This is a genomic window from Anoxybacillus sp. TBDG-1 (assembly GCF_054815885.1).
Window position 1 is genome coordinate 1 of sequence record NZ_JBTZSY010000043.1, and the last position, 18,706, is coordinate 18,706.

The 18,706-nt window shown below is 46.4% G+C and carries 17 protein-coding genes, 1 pseudogene and 1 other annotated feature; of the genes and pseudogenes, 17 read left to right on the plus strand and 1 reads right to left on the minus strand.

What is annotated here, in order from left to right; translation table 11 throughout:
- Positions 1-77 precede the first annotated feature (77 nt).
- The 17 genes from ACYQY7_RS11485 to pyrE all read left to right on the plus strand — a co-directional run bounded on the left by ACYQY7_RS11485 (position 78) and on the right by pyrE (position 18,302).
- Positions 78-500 (plus strand): cell division protein SepF, encoded by a 423-nt coding sequence (locus ACYQY7_RS11485; RefSeq protein ID WP_461202178.1) that lies wholly within the window; start codon positions 78-80, stop codon positions 498-500.
- A 2-nt stretch (positions 501-502) separates the two neighbouring features.
- A complete protein-coding gene (locus ACYQY7_RS11490; protein ID WP_461202180.1) occupies positions 503-775 on the plus strand; it encodes a YggT family protein in 273 nt (90 codons plus the stop codon).
- On the plus strand, positions 775-1,548 hold the full coding sequence (locus ACYQY7_RS11495) for a YlmH family RNA-binding protein (protein WP_461202182.1): 774 nt from the start codon (positions 775-777) through the stop codon (positions 1,546-1,548). The genes ACYQY7_RS11490 and ACYQY7_RS11495 overlap by 1 nt, the downstream gene beginning before the upstream one ends.
- A 63-nt stretch (positions 1,549-1,611) precedes the next feature.
- Complete coding sequence (locus ACYQY7_RS11500) at positions 1,612-2,115, plus strand: DivIVA domain-containing protein (RefSeq protein WP_032101523.1); 504 nt, start codon at positions 1,612-1,614, stop codon at positions 2,113-2,115.
- A 44-nt stretch (positions 2,116-2,159) separates the two neighbouring features.
- Positions 2,160-2,375, plus strand: a binding site (T-box leader).
- Positions 2,376-2,419: 44 nt separating this feature from the next.
- Positions 2,420-5,176: an isoleucine--tRNA ligase gene (ileS, locus tag ACYQY7_RS11505; protein WP_461202184.1), complete on the plus strand. Its 2,757-nt coding sequence runs from the start codon at positions 2,420-2,422 to the stop codon at positions 5,174-5,176.
- 75 nt (positions 5,177-5,251) lie between these two features.
- Positions 5,252-5,740: a signal peptidase II gene (lspA, locus tag ACYQY7_RS11510; protein ID WP_461202203.1), complete on the plus strand. Its 489-nt coding sequence runs from the start codon at positions 5,252-5,254 to the stop codon at positions 5,738-5,740.
- On the plus strand, positions 5,715-6,626 hold the full coding sequence (locus ACYQY7_RS11515; RefSeq protein WP_461202185.1) for an RluA family pseudouridine synthase: 912 nt from the start codon (positions 5,715-5,717) through the stop codon (positions 6,624-6,626). The genes lspA and ACYQY7_RS11515 overlap by 26 nt, the downstream gene beginning before the upstream one ends.
- A 154-nt stretch (positions 6,627-6,780) precedes the next feature.
- Positions 6,781-7,317: a bifunctional pyr operon transcriptional regulator/uracil phosphoribosyltransferase PyrR gene (gene pyrR / locus ACYQY7_RS11520; RefSeq protein WP_461202187.1), complete on the plus strand. Its 537-nt coding sequence runs from the start codon at positions 6,781-6,783 to the stop codon at positions 7,315-7,317.
- Positions 7,318-7,434: 117 nt separating this feature from the next.
- Positions 7,435-8,727, plus strand: coding sequence for a solute carrier family 23 protein (locus ACYQY7_RS11525; RefSeq protein WP_461202189.1), 1,293 nt, complete (start codon positions 7,435-7,437; stop codon positions 8,725-8,727).
- Between the two features lie 129 nt (positions 8,728-8,856).
- Positions 8,857-9,780, plus strand: a complete 924-nt coding sequence (locus ACYQY7_RS11530; protein ID WP_461202191.1) for an aspartate carbamoyltransferase catalytic subunit — start codon at positions 8,857-8,859, stop codon at positions 9,778-9,780.
- Positions 9,746-11,032, plus strand: coding sequence for a dihydroorotase (locus tag ACYQY7_RS11535; RefSeq protein ID WP_461202193.1), 1,287 nt, complete (start codon positions 9,746-9,748; stop codon positions 11,030-11,032). Before ACYQY7_RS11530 ends, ACYQY7_RS11535 begins: the two co-directional genes overlap by 35 nt.
- Positions 11,029-12,123, plus strand: a complete 1,095-nt coding sequence (locus ACYQY7_RS11540) for a carbamoyl phosphate synthase small subunit (protein WP_461202194.1) — start codon at positions 11,029-11,031, stop codon at positions 12,121-12,123. The genes ACYQY7_RS11535 and ACYQY7_RS11540 overlap by 4 nt, the downstream gene beginning before the upstream one ends.
- Positions 12,116-15,307, plus strand: coding sequence for a carbamoyl-phosphate synthase large subunit (gene carB, locus ACYQY7_RS11545; protein ID WP_461202196.1), 3,192 nt, complete (start codon positions 12,116-12,118; stop codon positions 15,305-15,307). The genes ACYQY7_RS11540 and carB overlap by 8 nt, the downstream gene beginning before the upstream one ends.
- Complete coding sequence (locus ACYQY7_RS11550) at positions 15,304-16,068, plus strand: dihydroorotate dehydrogenase electron transfer subunit (protein WP_461202198.1); 765 nt, start codon at positions 15,304-15,306, stop codon at positions 16,066-16,068. Before carB ends, ACYQY7_RS11550 begins: the two co-directional genes overlap by 4 nt.
- On the plus strand, positions 16,065-17,003 hold the full coding sequence (locus ACYQY7_RS11555) for a dihydroorotate dehydrogenase (RefSeq protein ID WP_461202200.1): 939 nt from the start codon (positions 16,065-16,067) through the stop codon (positions 17,001-17,003). Before ACYQY7_RS11550 ends, ACYQY7_RS11555 begins: the two co-directional genes overlap by 4 nt.
- Positions 16,975-17,688, plus strand: a complete 714-nt coding sequence (gene pyrF, locus ACYQY7_RS11560) for an orotidine-5'-phosphate decarboxylase (protein ID WP_461202201.1) — start codon at positions 16,975-16,977, stop codon at positions 17,686-17,688. Before ACYQY7_RS11555 ends, pyrF begins: the two co-directional genes overlap by 29 nt.
- A complete protein-coding gene (pyrE, locus tag ACYQY7_RS11565) occupies positions 17,688-18,302 on the plus strand; it encodes an orotate phosphoribosyltransferase (RefSeq protein WP_461202205.1) in 615 nt (204 codons plus the stop codon). The genes pyrF and pyrE overlap by 1 nt, the downstream gene beginning before the upstream one ends.
- 39 nt (positions 18,303-18,341) lie before the next feature.
- Here the strand turns inward: pyrE and ACYQY7_RS11570 are convergent.
- Positions 18,342-18,706: pseudogene (locus ACYQY7_RS11570) on the minus strand (hypothetical protein); the annotation flags it as partial.

Below are 18,706 nucleotides of genomic sequence, written 5' to 3' on the forward strand. Positions count from 1 at the left end.
CCGCATAAAATCAATAAAAACTTAGGGTATGTATTTAAAACTTTTGACAATACCGTCGGTGAAGAGGAGGTGGAATGATGGGATTTGTGAAAAAAATTCGCGACTTTTTTGATTTAGATGAAGAAAAATGGGAAGAGGATGAATACGAGCAAGAAGAAGTTACCCAACAACAAAAAGCCGAACAAAAGCAAAACGTCGTCAGTTTACAAAGCGTGCAAAAATCGTCCAAGCTCGTTTTATTTGAGCCGCGTGCTTACGCAGAAGTGCAAGAAATTGCCGACCATTTAAAAAATCGACGTGCCGTTGTCGTCAACGTCCATCGTGTCGACCGCGATCAAGCGCGGCGCATCGTCGACTTTTTAAGCGGAACGGTATATGCAATAGGCGGAGACATTCAACAAGTCGGGGCGACCATTTTTTTATGCACGCCAGATAACGTCGATGTGAGCGGCTCGATTTCGATTGTTTCTGATGATGAACCGACAATAAAGAGGTGGTAAATGTGTATCAAATAGCAAACTTTGTAGCAACAGTGATTCAAGTATACTCGTATGCGATTATTGTTTACATTTTAATGTCTTGGTTTCCAAATGCGCGTGAAACGAAAGTAGGACAATTTTTTGCTAGTATTTGCGAGCCATATTTAGAGCCGTTTCGTCGCTTTATTCCGCCAATTGGCATGATCGACATTTCCCCGATCGTCGCCTTGCTTGTGCTACGCTTTGCGACGGCAGGTGTTTACGGATTAATCGATATGGTAAGTAGAGGATTGTAATGGATATTTATCAACATTTTCGAAAAGAAGAGCATCATTTTATTGATCTCGTGTGCGAATGGAAGCGGCTTGCGACGGAACAGTATGCTCCGAAACTCACGGACTTTTTAACTCCGCGCGAACAACAAATCGTCCGCTCGATTGTCGGCAACAACGACGAGGTGCACGTTGCTTTTTTTGGCGGTTCATCATTTGTTGAACGAAAGCGTGCGCTATTATATCCGCCGTACTTGCAACCGAATGAATATGATTTTCAACTATCGTTGTTTTCCGTTCGCTATCCGAAAAAATTTGTGACGCTCGGGCATCGTGACGTGCTCGGTGCCCTTTTGTCACTCGGTGTGAAGCGTGAAAAGTTTGGCGACATCGTCATCGTTGATGATGTCATTCAATTTGTCGTTGCCAAAGAAATTGCACCGTTTGTAAAAATGAACGTCACAGCGATTGGAAAAGCAAAAGTATCGTTAGAAGAACAACCACTTTCGCAACTTCTTGCTGTGAAAGAAGAATGGGAGGAAGAAACGTTTACTGTTTCTTCTTTGAGACTTGATGCGATTTTAGCACAATGTTTCCGAATATCGCGTCAAAAAGCGCAAGCGCTCATTACTCAAAACTATGCAAAAGTAAATTGGAAAACCGTCGACCAAGCCCATATGGAGTGTCAAGAAGGGGATTTGCTTTCGTTGCGCGGCTATGGCCGCTGCCGACTGCAAGCGGTTGTTGGGCAAACAAAAAAAGAAAAATGGCGCATCGTTGTCGAAAAAGCAAAATAAAAGCAGGATTTTCGCAAAACATGTCGAAACATACGGTACGTACATAAGATGGAGGTGGGCTACATGCCGTTAACGCCGTTAGATATTCATAATAAAGAATTTAGCCGAGGCTTTCGCGGATATGATGAAGATGAAGTAAATGAGTTTTTAGATCAAGTCATTAAAGATTATGAAATGATCTTGCGTGAAAAAAAACAGCTTGAAGAAAAAGTAAAAGAGCTGACAGAGCGGCTCAACTACTTTACAAATATTGAAGAAACGTTAAATAAATCGATTTTAATCGCCCAGGAAACAGCAGAAGAAGTGAAGCGAAACGCGCAAAAAGAAGCGAAGCTCATCATCAAAGAGGCGGAGAAAAACGCAGATCGCATCATTAGCGAAGCGCTCGCTAAAACGCGGAAAATTGCGATGGAAGTTGAAGAGTTAAAACGTCAAGCGAAAGTGTTCCGCAATCGTTTTAAAATGTTAATTGAAGCACAGCTCGATATGTTAAACAACGGCGATTGGGATCATTTATTAGATTACAAGCTTGACGATGAAGCGGTGCAAGAAATAACCGAGTCTTGACGGACGACATGGTTATTGCCTATAATATCGAATACAGTTATATCGCAAAAACGATGAAGGGGACAGTAGTTCTTTCATCAGCTTATTTCAGCGAGCCGAGGGCGGTGGAAGCTCGGCATAAGCGAAAGAATGAACATCACCCCGGAGTTCCGTGCTGAACGAATAGTAGGCCACGGCGCGTCATTCCCGTTACGAATGTCGAGTGGGCTATGTTTACATAGTCAATAAGGGTGGTACCGCGAGACCTTCTCGTCCCTTTTGGGCATGAGGAGGTTTTTTTATTTACATAAAAGGAGGTCACATGATGGATTACAAAGATACGTTACTTATGCCAAAGACTGATTTCCCGATGCGTGGAAATCTTCCGCAACGGGAACCACAAATGCAAGCGAAATGGGAAGAAATGGACATTTATCGTAAAGTGCAAGAGCGCACGAAAGATCGTCCTCTGTTTGTGCTGCATGACGGCCCGCCGTATGCGAACGGTGATATTCATATGGGTCATGCGCTCAATAAAATTTTAAAAGACTTTATCGTGCGCTATAAATCAATGAGCGGTTATTGTGCCCCGTACGTACCAGGATGGGATACGCACGGTTTGCCAATTGAAACGGCGCTGACGAAAAATAAAGGCGTCAATCGGAAAGAAATGAGTGTTGCGGAGTTTCGTAAGCTATGTGAGCAATATGCGTACGAGCAAATTGACCGCCAGCGCGAGCAATTTAAACGACTTGGTGTGCGCGGCGATTGGGACAATCCTTACATTACGTTAACGCCAGAATATGAAGCACAACAAATTAAAGTATTCGGTCAAATGGCGAAAAAAGGATTGATTTATAAAGGATTAAAACCTGTTTATTGGTCGCCATCAAGCGAATCGGCGCTTGCCGAAGCCGAAATCGAATATAAAGATAAACGCTCTCCATCGATTTACGTTGCATTCCCTGTCAAAGACGGCAAAGGGGTGCTTGATGGCGATGAAAAAATTGTCATTTGGACGACGACACCATGGACCATTCCAGCGAACTTAGGCATCGCTGTTCATCCACAGTTGCAATATAGCGTTGTTGAGGCAGACGGTGGCAAATATGTCGTTGCATCCGAGTTATTACAATCGGTGCAAAAAGAAATGGGCTGGGAACATGTTGCTGTATTAAAAACAGTAAAAGGAAGCGAACTTGAATACGTCGTTGCGAAACATCCGTTTTACGACCGCGATTCGCTCGTCATTTGTGGCGAACACGTCACAACAGACACCGGAACAGGTTGCGTTCATACGGCACCAGGACACGGGGAAGACGACTTTATCGTCGGGCAAAAATACGGCTTAGGTGTGCTTTGCCCTGTTGATGAGCGCGGCTATATGACAGAAGAAGCGCCAGGATTTTCCGGCATGTTTTACGATGAGGCGAACAAAGCGATTACAGAAAAGCTACAAGAAGTAGGCGCCCTGTTAAAACTATCGTTTATTACACACTCGTACCCGCACGACTGGCGGACGAAGCAGCCGACGATTTTCCGTGCGACAGCCCAGTGGTTTGCGTCCATTGATAAAATTCGTGATCAATTGTTACAAGCGGTTGAAGAAACAAAATGGGTGCCAGCATGGGGTGAAATTCGTATCCATAATATGATTCGTGATCGCGGCGACTGGTGTATTTCGCGCCAACGCGCATGGGGAGTACCAATCCCAGTCTTTTATGCGGAAAACGGCGAGCCGATTATTACAGATGAAACGATTGAACACGTATCGAACTTGTTCCGCCAATACGGTTCAAACGTTTGGTTTGAACGTGAAGCGAAAGATTTACTTCCAGAAGGGTTTACGCATCCAGGTAGCCCGAATGGACGGTTTACGAAAGAAACGGACATTATGGACGTATGGTTCGACTCAGGTTCTTCTCATCAAGCGGTATTGGAAGAACGTGACGATTTACAACGTCCGGCCGACCTTTATTTAGAAGGATCCGACCAATATCGCGGCTGGTTTAACTCGTCGCTTTCAACCGCAGTTGCCGTCACCGGAAAAGCACCGTATAAAGGGGTATTAAGCCACGGATTCGTGTTAGATGGCGAAGGACGAAAAATGAGCAAGTCGCTCGGCAACGTCGTCGTGCCTGCGAAAGTAATGGAGCAGCTCGGCGCCGACATTTTGCGTCTTTGGGTTGCTTCTGTTGACTATCAAGCAGACGTGCGCATTTCAGACAACATTTTAAAACAGGTTGCAGAAGTGTATCGTAAAATTCGCAACACGTTCCGCTTTATGCTCGGTAACTTATTCGATTTCAATCCTGCGGAACATACGGTAGCGATCGATCAATTGCGCGAAGTCGACCGCTATATGCTCATTAAACTGAATCGCTTAATTGAAAAAGTAAAACAAGCGTATGAAACGTATGAATTTGCGACGATTTATCATGAAGTAAACAACTTCTGTACCGTTGATTTAAGCGCATTTTATTTCGACTTCTCGAAAGACGTATTGTACATCGAAGCGGCAAACAATCATGAACGTCGCTCGATTCAAACGGTGTTGTATGAAACGCTTGTTGCGCTAACAAAACTTGTTGCGCCAATTTTACCGCATACAGCAGATGAAGTATGGTCGTACATTCCGCACGTCAAAGAAGAAAGCGTGCAGCTTGTCGATATGCCAGAAGCAGTGCATATTGATGATGCAGATCGCATCGTTAAAAAATGGAATGCGTTTATGGAACTGCGCGATGAAGTATTAAAAGCACTAGAAGTGGCGCGCAACGAAAAACTGATCGGTAAGTCGCTTACTGCGCATGTCATTTTATATCCGACCGATGAAACGAAAGCGCTCATCGATTCGATTGAAGAAGATATGAAACAGCTATTAATCGTTTCAGCGTTTTCAATTGGTGGCGCATTTACAGAAGCACCGAGCGAGGCGCAAACATTTACAAAAACAGCGATTGTCGTCAAACAAGCTGAAGGAAAAACGTGCGCGCGCTGCTGGGTTGTCACACCAACAGTAGGAGAAGATGAAGACTACCCAGAACTATGTCCACGTTGTGCGACAATTGTCAAGCAATAATACCCATCCCCCTTCGCTTTTAAGGGGGATTGTTTTATGGTAAGATGGAAAAGAACTTTGCGCTGGAGGGGTACAATGGTATATTATTTGCTTGCTTTTGTCGTTATATTGATCGACCAATGGACGAAATGGCTTGTCGTTCGCTATATGGAGTTAGGCGAAAGCATTCCAATTATTGAAAACGTGTTATACATGACGTCGCATCGCAATCGTGGGGCGGCATGGGGCATGTTGCAAGGACAATTTTGGTTATTTTACTTAATTACCATCGTCGTCGTGGTCGGCATCGTCATATACATTCAACGATTGCAGCCGACGCAGCGACTATTTGGCATCGCCCTTGGACTAATGCTTGGCGGTGCCCTCGGTAACTTTATTGATCGCGTGTTTCGAAAAGAAGTCGTCGACTTTGTGCATACGTATATTTTCAATTATAGCTTTCCGATTTTTAACGTCGCCGATGCAGCATTAACGATCGGTGTTGCGCTCATGTTTATTTATACATGGATCGAAGAAAAACAACGAAAGGGAATGAGTGATGGAGCAAATTCAACTCACGATTGAAGAACAACATGACGGGGAACGCATTGATAAAGTGATTGCCGAACTAAATGAACAATGGTCGCGTTCTCAAGTACAACAATGGTTAAAAGAAGGGCATGTGCTCGTCAACGGCAAAGCAGTGAAACCGAACTACAAATGCCATATCGACGACGAAGTGGTCATTTTCATTCCTGATCCGGAGCCGTTAGATGTAGAACCGGAGCCAATTCCGCTTGACATTTATTACGAAGATGCGGACGTGCTAGTTGTCAATAAGCCGCGCGGCATGGTCGTTCATCCAGCGCCGGGACATATGCATGGGACGCTTGTCAACGCATTGCTTGCTCATTGTCAAGACCTTTCAGGCATTAACGGTGTATTGCGCCCAGGCATTGTCCATCGCATCGATAAAGATACGTCTGGTTTATTAATGATCGCAAAAAATGATTTGGCGCACGAGTCGCTTGTTAATCAACTTGTAAACAAAACGGTGACGCGCAAATATGTTGCAATCGTTCACGGCGTCATTCCACATGATTACGGGACAATTGATGCGCCGATCGGGCGCGACCCACGCGATCGGCAAAGCATGGCCGTTGTTGAAAACGGAAAAGAAGCGGTGACGCACTTTCGCGTCCTCGAACGATTTGAACATTATACGTTTGTGGAGTGTCAACTCGAAACTGGGCGAACGCATCAAATTCGCGTCCATATGAAATATATCGGCTATCCGCTTGCGGGTGATCCGAAATACGGTCCGCGCAAAACGTTACCGATTGACGGACAAGCACTTCATGCTGGCGTATTAGGGTTTCATCACCCGCGCACAGACGAATATTTGCAGTTTGAAGCCCCGATTCCTCATGAATTTGAACGATTGCTCGACATGTTGCGAAATAATCGTTGACAAACGAAATAAGGAAACGTAAAATGAACTCAAGTGAACAAGGACCTTTAAGTTCAGTCCCGTGAGGCTGAGAAGGTGTCGGATCTAGGTGACGTATTCCTACATGTACCCTCTCGCCAAACGGTGAGGGGGTTTTTTGTCTGGAGGTGAAACGATGCAAAAAGCGATCGTATTAGATGAACAAGCGATTCGACGCGCATTGACGCGCATTGCTCACGAAATTATTGAGCGCAATAAAGGGATTGATGGCTGTGTGCTCATCGGCATTAAGACGCGCGGCATTTACTTAGCAAAACGATTAGCCGAACGCATTGAACAAATTGAAGGAACATCAATTCCTGTTGGCGAGTTAGATATTACGTTATATCGCGATGATTTAACGGTAAAAACGGACGATCGCGAACCGCTTGTGAAAGGAACGGACATCCCGTTTTCCGTTACGAATCAAAAAGTCATTTTAGTTGATGACGTATTATTTACAGGCCGAACGGTGCGCGCGGCAATGGATGCCGTGATGGATCTTGGGCGTCCGGCGCAAATTCAATTAGCTGTGCTCGTTGATCGCGGTCATCGTGAATTGCCAATTCGCGCTGATTTCGTCGGCAAAAACATTCCGACGTCCAGCTCGGAAATGATCGTCGTCGAGCTAAAAGAAGTAGACGACATCGATCAAGTCAGCATACATGAATAAAGCACCCTTTTTAAAGGCAGTCCAGCGAGGCTGACAAAGGGGATTCGTTTCCTACACCCTCTTTGTGCCTTCGTACGGACAAAGAGGGTTTTTTATAAAAAGAAAGGGAGAGAGAAGATGAACAAACCAGTATTAGACGTGAAAGATGTCCCTTCTTTTGGGCAGCTTGTTACACTTAGTTTACAACATTTATTTGCGATGTTTGGTGCAACGATTTTAGTGCCGTATTTAGTCGGATTAAGTCCAGCGATGGCGCTCATTTCAAGCGGACTCGGCACACTCGCCTTTTTAATCGTCACAAAATGGCAAGTCCCTGCGTATCTCGGTTCATCGTTTGCGTTTATTACGCCGATTATTGCAGCCAAAGCAGCTGGTGGTCCGGGTGCGGCGATGATCGGCAGCTTTTTAGCCGGGCTCGTATATGGAATCGTCGCTTTAGCAATTAAAAAAGCAGGGTATCGTTGGATCATGAATTTACTTCCGCCGATCGTTGTCGGTCCAGTCATTATCGTTATCGGCTTAGGATTAGCAAACGTCGCCGTCAGCATGGCGATGAACGGTCCAGACGGAAAATATAGCTTGACGCACTTTTCTGTTGCGGTTGTGACGCTTGCCGCAACAATTATGTTCTCGATTTTATCGCGAGGAATGTTTAGCCTTGTGCCTGTCCTTATGGGCATTATTGTCGGTTACGTGTACGCGTTAGCTGTCGGTGTCGTCGATTTATCAGGGGTGGCAAAAGCAAAATGGCTTGAGATGCCTGATTTCTTGTTGCCGTTCGCTCATTATGACGTGCGTGTGACGCTCGATATTGTGCTTTTGATGGTACCTGTAGCGATTGTGACATTATCTGAACATATCGGTCATCAGCTCGTATTAAGCAAAGTCGTTGGGCGCGACTACATTAAACAACCAGGTTTACATCGCTCCATTTTCGGTGACGGATTAGCGACGATGATTTCCGCGCTCATCGGCGGTCCGCCGAAGACGACATACGGCGAAAATATCGGTGTATTAGCGATTACGCGCGTATATAGTGTGTACGTGTTAGCTGGTGCGGCTGTCCTTGCGATCGCGTTCGGATTTCTCGGTAAAGTGACAGCCCTCATTAGCTCCATTCCGACGCCGGTCATGGGCGGGGTGTCCATCTTGTTGTTTGGAATTATCGCTTCTTCTGGTTTACGCATGCTTGTCGATAGTAAAATCGACTTTGGAGATAAACGAAACTTAGTCATTTCATCTGTTATTCTCGTCATTGGCATCGGGGATGCCGTTGTCAAAATATCAGAACAATTTGAAGTGCACGGTATGGCGCTTGCAGCCATCACAGGTATTGTGTTAAACCTCATTTTGCCAGGTCGCCCGAAAGTGTCGGATAGCGTATTTGAACAAAAACATGACGTCGCATAACACACCTTTTAAAAGAAGTCCAGCGAGGCTTACAAAGGTGTGATAGAGGAGGACATATGTTTTCCTCGTGCTTTTAAACACCTTGCCTCGCTCGGCAAGGTGTTTTTTTACTAAAAAGGAGGAGTTTATATGCATTTACTTACGTTAACAGAGTTATCGGTTGATGAAGTGCTTGCCATTTTGCATGAAGCGGAACGATTTGCGCACGGAGAGACGTGGCGAGTGAACAAACAAACATTTGTTGCCAACTTATTTTTTGAGCCGAGCACGCGCACAAAATGTAGCTTTGAAATAGCGGAACGAAAACTTGGGCTTGAAGTCATTCCGTTTGATGCAGACATGTCGAGCGTCCAAAAAGGCGAAACGTTGTACGATACGATTCGGACGTTGCAAGCGATCGGTGTGGAAGCAGTCGTCATTCGCCACCCATCTGATCATTACTTTGACTCACTTCGCGACACGATTCATATCCCAATCATTAACGCCGGTGACGGGTGCGGTCATCATCCGACCCAATCGCTACTTGATTTAATGACGATCCGTCAACAGTTTGGCACATTTATTGGGCTTCATATCGCGATTGTCGGTGACATTCGTCATAGCCGAGTAGCACGTTCCAATGCTGAAATATTAACAAGGCTCGGTGCAAACGTCCTCTTTTGTAGCCCGCCTGAGTGGCATGATATGACGAATCCGTATGGCACGTACGTCGACTTCGATACAGCCGTAAAAGAGGCAGATGTGATCATGCTTCTTCGCATTCAACATGAGCGGCACGACGAAAAAATGGGATGGACGAAAGAGCAATATCACGAGCAATACGGCTTAACGATCGCGCGAGAAAAACAAATGAAAAAAACGAGCATCATTTTACATCCAGCCCCAGTGAATCGCGACGTCGAAATCGCAAGCGAGCTCGTCGAATGTGAGCGTTCACGCATTTTTAAACAAATGGAAAACGGCGTATACGTGCGCATGGCTGTATTAAAACGAGCAATACAAAAAGGGGGAACAAAACATGGCTATCATTTTCCAACGTGCACGCTTGCTTAATGAACAAGGAGAGCTGACGTTAGCCGATATAAAAATTGACGACGGGCGCATCGTTCAAATCGCACCTCACATCGCTGCAAGCGATAATGACGAGGTGATCGACGTGTGTGAACAGTTTGTCGCGCCGGGATTTATCGACGTACACGTTCATTTGCGCGAACCGGGTGGGGAACATAAAGAAACGATTGCCACAGGTACGCTTGCTGCTGCCAAAGGTGGATTTACGACGATTGCAGCGATGCCGAATACAAAACCTGTACCCGATACGAAACAACAAATGGAATGGCTCGTCAACCGCATTCGTGAAACAGCGTATGTGCGCGTGTTGCCATACGCTTCAATTACGATACGTCAAGCAGGAAAACAGCTCGTTGATTTTGCTGCCTTAAAAGAAGCGGGGGCGTTTGCATTTACAGATGATGGTGTTGGCGTGCAAAGCGCGCGCATGATGTATGAGGCGATGAAACAAGCCGCTTCTCTCGATATGCCGATTGTCGCACATTGTGAAGACGAAACGTTGGCGTATAAAGGATGCGTGCATGACGGATCATTTGCGAAGCGGCATGGGCTTTTAGGCATTCCTTCCGTTTCTGAAGCGGTGCATATTGCCCGCGATGTGTTGTTAGCGGAGGCAACAGGATGTCACTACCACGTTTGCCATATAAGCACGAAGCAATCGGTGCGCATCGTGCGTGAGGCGAAGCAAGCAGGCATTCGCGTCACTGCTGAAGTGACCCCGCACCATTTACTGCTTTGCGACGAAGATATTCATGCGTTAGACGCCAACTTTAAAATGAATCCACCGTTGCGAGCGAAAGAAGATCAACAAGCGTTAATCGAAGGGTTGCTTGATGGAACGATTGATTTTATCGCAACCGATCATGCCCCGCATACAGAAGAAGAAAAACGCGAAGGGATGGTACTTGCTCCGTTTGGCATCGTCGGATTAGAAACCGCCTTTCCGCTTTTATATACGCATCTTGTTGAAAAAGGGATATGCACGTTAAAACAGCTCGTCGATTGGCTTTCAAAAAAGCCAGCGGAGACGTTTCGCATTGACGGTGGTGAATTAAAAGTTGGCGCGAAAGCAGACGTAGTCGTCATCGATTTACATACCGAACAAGCCATTGATCCGCATACATTTGCTTCAAAAGGAAAAAACACGCCGTTTGCAGGTTGGACGTGTAAAGGATGGCCGACGATGACGGTTGTAGATGGAAAAATTGTTTGGCAGAAAGGAAGAGAGCGATGAAACGACAACTTATTTTAGAAGATGGTACACGCTTTGTTGGCGAAGCGTTTGGAAGTGAACGACAAACAACCGGTGAAGTTGTTTTTAACACCGGTATGACAGGATATCAAGAAATTTTAACCGACCCGTCGTATTGCGGACAAATCGTGGCGATGACGTATCCTTTGATCGGAAACTACGGCATCAACCGCGACGACTTCGAATCAATCGAACCGCATGTGTTCGGTTTTATCGTAAAAGAAGCGTGCGCATCTCCGTCCAATTGGCGAAGCGAAATGACGATTGACGAATATTTGCGCATAAAAAACATTCCGGGGTTAGCCGGTGTTGATACACGGAAACTGACGCGCATCATTCGTCAATACGGCACGTTGAAAGGAATGATTTGCGACATGGACGTGTCCGTTTCCGAGGCGGTTGCTTATTTAAAAGATACGGAACTTGCGCGCGATCAAGTGAAGCGCGTATCGACAAAAAGCCCATACGCTAGCCCAGGGCGCGGCCATCGCGTCGTTTTAATCGACTTCGGTATGAAGCACGGCATTTTGCGCGAACTAAATAAACGTCATTGCGACGTTATCGTATTACCATATAACGCAACAGCAGAAGATGTGTTACAACTTCATCCCGACGGCGTTATGTTATCAAACGGACCAGGGGATCCGAAAGATGTACCAGAAGCCATTGACATGATTCAAAACATACTTGGTCACGTTCCGCTTTTTGGGATTTGTCTTGGTCATCAACTGTTTGCGCTCGCCTGCGGAGCAAATACGGAAAAAATGAAGTTCGGTCATCGCGGCTCAAATCATCCGGTGAAACATATTGAAACAGGAAAAGTAGCGATCACTTCACAAAATCACGGTTATACGGTTACAGAACAGTCGCTCGTTCATACGCGATTAGAAGTGACGCATATCGCATTAAACGACGGAACAATTGAAGGGCTTCGTCATAAAGATGTTCCTGCGTTTACGGTGCAATATCATCCGGAAGCGTCGCCAGGTCCAGAAGATGCCAACCATTTATTCGATGATTTTATCGCGATGATTGAACAGTTTAAAAAAGAAAGAGGTGTCGTTCATGCCTAAACGTCAAGATATTGAAACGATTCTCGTCATCGGTTCTGGACCGATCGTCATCGGGCAGGCAGCGGAGTTTGATTATGCAGGAACGCAAGCATGTTTAGCATTAAAAGAAGAAGGATATAAAGTCATTCTCGTCAACTCCAATCCAGCAACAATTATGACCGATACACAAATTGCCGACAAAGTATATATGGAGCCGTTAACACTTGAATTTGTCGCCCGCGTCATTCGAAAAGAACGGCCCGATGCCATTTTGCCGACGCTTGGCGGACAGACGGGGTTAAACTTAGCCGTCGAATTAGCAAAAGCGGGGGTGCTTGAAGAGTGCGGCGTTGAAATTCTCGGCACGAAATTAGAAGCGATTGAAAAAGCAGAAGACCGCGAACAATTTCGCGCGCTTATGAACGAACTTGGCGAACCGGTGCCGGAAAGCGCGATCGTGCATAGTTTGCAAGAAGCGTATGCGTTCGTCAAACAAATCGGATATCCGGTCATCGTTCGCCCAGCATTTACGCTCGGTGGAACAGGTGGAGGCATTTGTACGAACGAAGAAGAGCTTGTCGACATTGTTTCAAGCGGGTTAAAAATGAGCCCCGTGCATCAATGTTTATTAGAAAAAAGTATCGCAGGCTATAAAGAAATTGAATATGAAGTGATGCGCGATGCGAAAGACAATGCGATCGTCGTCTGTAATATGGAAAATATTGACCCTGTTGGCATTCATACGGGCGATTCGATCGTCGTTGCTCCAAGCCAAACGTTAAGTGATCGTGAATATCAGCTATTGCGAAACGCCTCGCTTCGCATTATTCGGGCGCTCGGCATTGAAGGGGGCTGCAACGTGCAGCTCGCCCTTGATCCGCACAGTTTCCAATATTACGTCATTGAAGTGAATCCGCGCGTCAGTCGCTCATCGGCGCTTGCATCGAAAGCAACGGGGTATCCGATTGCGAAACTCGCCGCAAAAATTGCGGTCGGTTTAACGCTTGATGAAATGATGAATCCGGTCACAGGAAAAACGTACGCTTGCTTTGAGCCAACGCTTGATTACGTCGTCACAAAAATTCCGCGCTTTCCGTTTGATAAATTTGAATCAGCGAACCGCCATCTCGGTACGCAAATGAAAGCGACAGGAGAAGTAATGGCGATCGGGCGCACGTTTGAACAGTCGCTATTAAAAGCGGTACGCTCGCTTGAAACGAACGTATATCATCTCGAGTTAAAAGAACAAGTCGATGACGCATTGCTGCAAAAGCGCATTCGAAAAGCGGGGGATGAGCGTCTATTTTACATCGCCGAAGCGTTTCGGCGTGGAGTAACGGTCGAACAAGTGCATGCATGGAGCCAAATCGACCCGTTCTTTTTAACGAAAATTGCGAGCATCGTACAGTACGAATCCGTTTTACGTGAACATGTTGGCAATATAGACGTACTAAAAAAAGCAAAAGAAATGGGCTTTTCTGATGTGGCGATTGCGAAATGCTGGCAAATGACCGAACGCGACGTCTATGAGATACGTAAACGCGCTCGCTTGATGCCTGTGTATAAAATGGTCGATACGTGTGCCGCGGAATTTGAATCCGAAACGCCGTATTATTACAGCACATATGAAGAAGAAAACGAATCGCTCGTTACGCCGCGCGAAAGTGTCGTCGTCCTTGGCTCTGGTCCGATTCGCATCGGGCAAGGAATCGAGTTTGACTACGCGACCGTTCATTGTGTATGGGCGATTAAAGAAGCGGGATATGAAGCGATCATTATTAACAACAATCCAGAGACGGTATCGACCGACTTTAGCATTTCCGATAAGCTATACTTTGAACCGTTAACGATTGAAGATGTGATGCACATCATCGATTTAGAACAGCCGATCGGCGTCATCGTTCAATTTGGCGGTCAAACAGCGATCAATTTAGCAGCGGAATTAGCTGCGCGCGGCGTTCGTATCCTCGGCACGTCGCTTGAAGATTTAGATCGTGCCGAAAACCGCGACAAATTTGAACGAACGCTTGCGCAACTCGGCATTCCACAGCCGAAAGGAAAAACAGCGTTTTCCGTTGAAGAAGCGGTACGCATCGCTGAACACATCGGCTATCCTGTTCTCGTGCGCCCGTCGTATGTGCTCGGCGGTCGGGCGATGGAAATCGTCTATAAAAAAGAAGAGCTGCTACATTATATGGAGCACGCCGTGAAAGTGAATCCGCAACATCCAGTACTAATTGACCGTTATTTAATCGGAAAAGAAATTGAAGTCGATGCAATTTCCGACGGAGAAGATGTATTCATTCCAGGCATTATGGAACATATTGAGCGCGCTGGTGTTCATTCGGGCGATTCGATCGCGGTTTATCCACCGCAAACGTTAACAAAAGACACCCAGCAAAAAATTGTTGACTACACGATTCGGCTTGCGAAAGGATTGCGCATCGTTGGCTTGTTGAACATTCAGTTCGTGTTATATGACGGTGATGTGTACGTGTTAGAAGTGAATCCACGTTCAAGCCGCACCGTTCCATTTTTAAGTAAAATTACGAACGTCCCGATGGCGAATATTGCGACAAAAGTCATTTTAGGTACAAAGTTAAAAGAGCTTGGCTACTACACCGGATTGAAAGAAGAAAGCGAAGGTGTATATGTGAAAGCACCTGTCTTTTCATTCGCGAAGTTGCGCAACGTTGATATTTCGCTCGGTCCAGAAATGAAATCGACGGGCGAAGTGATCGGAAAAGATGACACGTTTGCGAAGGCGCTTTATAAAGGGCTTGTTGCTTCAGGCATTCACATTCGTCCGTATGGAGCTGTCTTATTGACCATTGCCGATAAAGATAAAGAAGAGGCGATCGACATTGCGCGTCGCTTTTACAATATCGGTTACCAGCTGCTTGCGACAAACGGCACCGCACAAACGTTACGGGAAGCGAACATTCCGGTAACTGTCGTCGAGAAAATTCATATGGGCACACCGAACATTCTTGATGTGATTCGTCAAGGCGAAGCGCAAGTCGTCATTAACACATTAACAAAAGGAAAGGAAACAGAAAGCGATGGCTTCCGTATTCGTCGTGAAGCGGTGGAAAACGGCATTCCTTGTTTAACGTCGCTCGATACAGCGAAAGCGATGCTTCTCGTCTTAGAAGCGATGACGTTTTCGACAACAGCGATGGCAGAGAAGAAGGTGGGCGTATGAAGGAAAATATGACAATCATATCCAATATACAAATCGCAAAAGGCATTTATGAATTGACGCTCGTCGGTTCGCTCGTTCAGCGCATGCGTACGCCTGGGCAATTTGTACATGTGAAAGTGGCAAACTTTGCACCGCTGCTACGCCGTCCACTTAGCCTTTGCGACATCAATCAAGAAGCGGGCGAATGTACGATCGTTTACCGTGCGGAAGGAGCAGGTACGACGCTCCTTTCGCAAAAACAGCTTGGGGAGACGCTCGATGTGCTAGGACCGCTCGGAAACGGATTTCCGCTTTCCGCCCTTTCTAGCGGACAACGCGCCCTCCTTGTCGGCGGCGGCATCGGGGTGCCGCCATTATATGAATTAGCCAAGCAATTAGTAAATAACGGCGTATGTGTGACGATCGTGCTCGGCTTTCAAACGAAAGATGTCGTCTTTTACGAGCAACGATTTGCTTCGTTCGGCAAGACGTACGTCGCCACCGTAGACGGTTCATACGGCATGAAAGGATTTGTTACTGACGTAATTCAACATCATGCCCTTTCGTTTGATGTGCTATATGCGTGCGGACCGAAGCCGATGTTAGAAGCATTACAACAACAATTTCCGCATAAAGAGCTATATTTGTCATTAGAAGAACGGATGGGCTGTGGCGTCGGCGCTTGTTTCGCATGCGTATGCCGCGTGCCGCATAGCGAAACAGCATATAAAAAAGTATGTAGCGACGGGCCGGTATTTCGAGCGGGGGAGGTCGTGCTATGAACCGATTAGCAGTTGAATTGCCCGGACTTTCATTAAAAAATCCGATTATGCCTGCATCGGGCTGTTTCGGATTCGGACGGGAATACGCAAAATTTTACGATTTAAGCGTCCTTGGAGCAATGATGATTAAAGCGACGACGCTTGAAACGCGCTTCGGCAATCCGACGCCGCGCGTCGCCGAGACGCCAAGCGGCATGTTAAATGCGATCGGACTGCAAAATCCCGGTGTAGACAAAGTGCTAGCTGAAGAACTCCCGTGGTTAGCGCAATACGACGTACCAATTATCGCCAATATTGCTGGTTCAACGGTAGAAGAATATGTGGAAGTCGCCAAGCGCATATCAAAAGCGCCCAACGTTCATGCCCTCGAGTTAAATATTTCATGCCCAAATGTAAAACAAGGCGGCATGGCTTTCGGCACTGTGCCAGACATTGCCGCCGAGCTGACGCGGGCGGTAAAAGAAGTGTCTGCTGTGCCTGTGTATGTGAAACTATCGCCAAATGTGACAAACATCGTTGCGATGGCGAAAGCAATTGAACAAGCAGGAGCGGACGGATTGACGATGATTAATACGCTATTAGGTATGCGTATTGACATTAAAACAGCAAAGCCGATTTTAGCGAATCGAACAGGTGGATTATCCGGTCCAGCGATTAAGCCGATTGCACTGCGAATGATTTATGAAGTAAGCCAAGCGGTATCGCTTCCGATTATCGGCATGGGCGGCATTCAAAGTGCGGAAGATGTGATTGAGTTTTTTTACGCTGGTGCGAGCGCGGTCGCGATCGGAACAGCCAATTTTATCGATCCGTACGTTTGTCCAAATATTATTCGCGATCTGCCACCACTTTTAGACGAACTTGGCATTCATCATATTTCGGAATGTACGGGAAGGAGCTGGAACAATGGACAAACCGTTTATTGTGGCGCTTGATTTTTCATCAAAGGAGGAAGTGCAGGCGTTTTTACAGCTATTTTCCGATACGTCGTTGTTTGTCAAAGTTGGCATGGAGCTATATTTTCAAGAAGGTCCAACGATTATCGACGAATTAAAACAGCGTGGACATGATATTTTTTTAGATTTAAAGCTTCATGATATTCCACATACAGTAAAACGGGCGATGAAAGGCTTGGCGAAATTAGGTGTCGATTTAGTAAACGTTCATGCATCGGGAGGAAGCACGATGATGCGCGCAGCGATCGAAGGATTAGAAGAGGGGACGCCACCTAGAATGAAGCGTCCGCGCTGTATTGCGGTGACGCAGCTAACGAGCACAAGCGAACGAATGCTTCACGATGAATTGTTGATTGACCGTACGATGAATGAAACAGTACTTCATTACGCTACGCTCGCATACAATAGCGGGCTTGACGGCGTCGTTTGTTCCGCAAAAGAAGTGCCGCTTCTTCGCGCAACTTTCGGAACGTCGTTTATCACTGTCACCCCAGGCATTCGCTTTGCGGACGATCAAGCGGACGACCAAGTGCGCATCGTCACACCTAATCAGGCGAAACAGCTCGGAACAAATTATATCGTCATCGGACGAAGCATCACAAAAGCGCATGATCCGTATGCGGCATATAAGCGGTTAAAACAGGAATGGGATGGTGGACAATGATGAAAAAAGAAATCGCAAAACAATTGCTTTCAATTGGCGCGGTGTCGTTAAGCCCAAACGAACCATTTACTTGGTCTTCCGGCATACAAGCGCCTATTTATTGCGACAATCGGCTGACGTTAGCGTACCCGACGACGAGACGAATGATTGCTGATGAACTAACCGCGCTTATTCGCACGCATTTTCCAACCGTTCATGTCGTTGCTGGCACGGCCACCGCAGGCATTCCCCATGCAGCATGGGTGAGCGAACGGCTCGATGTGCCGATGTGCTACGTGCGCAGTCAAGCGAAAGGACACGGAAAAGGAAAACAAATCGAAGGGAAAGTCGAAGCAGGTCAACATGTCGTTGTCATCGAAGATTTAATTTCAACAGGCGGCAGCTCACTAAATGCCGTGCGAGCCTTGCGTGAAGCGGGATGTAACGTACTTGGCGTCGTTGCGATTTTTACATACGGATTAGAAAAAGGCAGACGAGCGTTTGAACACGAACACGTTCCGGTCTATACGGTGACTGATTACGATGCGCTGATGGACACAGCGATGGAACTCGGCATCATTACCGAAGAAGAGCGAGCCACATTACATCATTGGCGTGAACAGTTAGAAGCATAAAGAAAAGGGTGTCCAATGAGCGGCACCCTTTTCTTACACTTATTTCGTGGAAATGACGTTTGTTTTCAAATAGTGGATATCGTTTGCTTGTTGAATCGAACGGAGTGATAATGCTTGTAGGATCGTTTCTTGATGCGCTATTTTCTCAAACCCTTCTTCCATTTGTTGCGACAACTGTTCGATTTGCTGTTTGATGGCTGGAATTTCTTGCACATGCAGCTCAACAGCAGTCATTCGTTCCATCAATTGCCCAACCATTTCCCGAATAGCTGGCACAAGCGCCACATCGTCTTTCGTTGCCATACGTTGTTCGATGCTTGCGACATCGTCTTTCGTCGCCATACGTTGCTCGATGCTTGCGACATCGTCTTTCGTCGCCATACGTTGTTCGATGCTTGCGACAT

What these genes read in the sequence shown, in the direction of transcription:
- ACYQY7_RS11500 (WP_032101523.1), top strand. Translation starts at nt 1,612, where the DNA reads ATGCCGTTAACGCCGTTAGATATTCATAATAAAGAATTTAGCCGAGGC.
- ileS (WP_461202184.1), top strand. Translation starts at nt 2,420, where the DNA reads ATGGATTACAAAGATACGTTACTTATGCCAAAGACTGATTTCCCGATG.
- lspA (WP_461202203.1), top strand. Translation starts at nt 5,252, where the DNA reads ATGGTATATTATTTGCTTGCTTTTGTCGTTATATTGATCGACCAATGG.
- ACYQY7_RS11485 (WP_461202178.1), top strand. Translation starts at nt 78, where the DNA reads ATGGGATTTGTGAAAAAAATTCGCGACTTTTTTGATTTAGATGAAGAA.
- pyrE (WP_461202205.1), top strand. Translation starts at nt 17,688, where the DNA reads ATGAAAAAAGAAATCGCAAAACAATTGCTTTCAATTGGCGCGGTGTCG.
- pyrF (WP_461202201.1), top strand. Translation starts at nt 16,975, where the DNA reads ATGGACAAACCGTTTATTGTGGCGCTTGATTTTTCATCAAAGGAGGAA.
- ACYQY7_RS11550 (WP_461202198.1), top strand. Translation starts at nt 15,304, where the DNA reads ATGAAGGAAAATATGACAATCATATCCAATATACAAATCGCAAAAGGC.
- ACYQY7_RS11525 (WP_461202189.1), top strand. Translation starts at nt 7,435, where the DNA reads ATGAACAAACCAGTATTAGACGTGAAAGATGTCCCTTCTTTTGGGCAG.
- ACYQY7_RS11515 (WP_461202185.1), top strand. Translation starts at nt 5,715, where the DNA reads ATGGAGCAAATTCAACTCACGATTGAAGAACAACATGACGGGGAACGC.
- ACYQY7_RS11530 (WP_461202191.1), top strand. Translation starts at nt 8,857, where the DNA reads ATGCATTTACTTACGTTAACAGAGTTATCGGTTGATGAAGTGCTTGCC.
- carB (WP_461202196.1), top strand. Translation starts at nt 12,116, where the DNA reads ATGCCTAAACGTCAAGATATTGAAACGATTCTCGTCATCGGTTCTGGA.
- ACYQY7_RS11540 (WP_461202194.1), top strand. Translation starts at nt 11,029, where the DNA reads ATGAAACGACAACTTATTTTAGAAGATGGTACACGCTTTGTTGGCGAA.
- ACYQY7_RS11535 (WP_461202193.1), top strand. Translation starts at nt 9,746, where the DNA reads ATGGCTATCATTTTCCAACGTGCACGCTTGCTTAATGAACAAGGAGAG.
- ACYQY7_RS11555 (WP_461202200.1), top strand. Translation starts at nt 16,065, where the DNA reads ATGAACCGATTAGCAGTTGAATTGCCCGGACTTTCATTAAAAAATCCG.
- pyrR (WP_461202187.1), top strand. Translation starts at nt 6,781, where the DNA reads ATGCAAAAAGCGATCGTATTAGATGAACAAGCGATTCGACGCGCATTG.
- ACYQY7_RS11495 (WP_461202182.1), top strand. Translation starts at nt 775, where the DNA reads ATGGATATTTATCAACATTTTCGAAAAGAAGAGCATCATTTTATTGAT.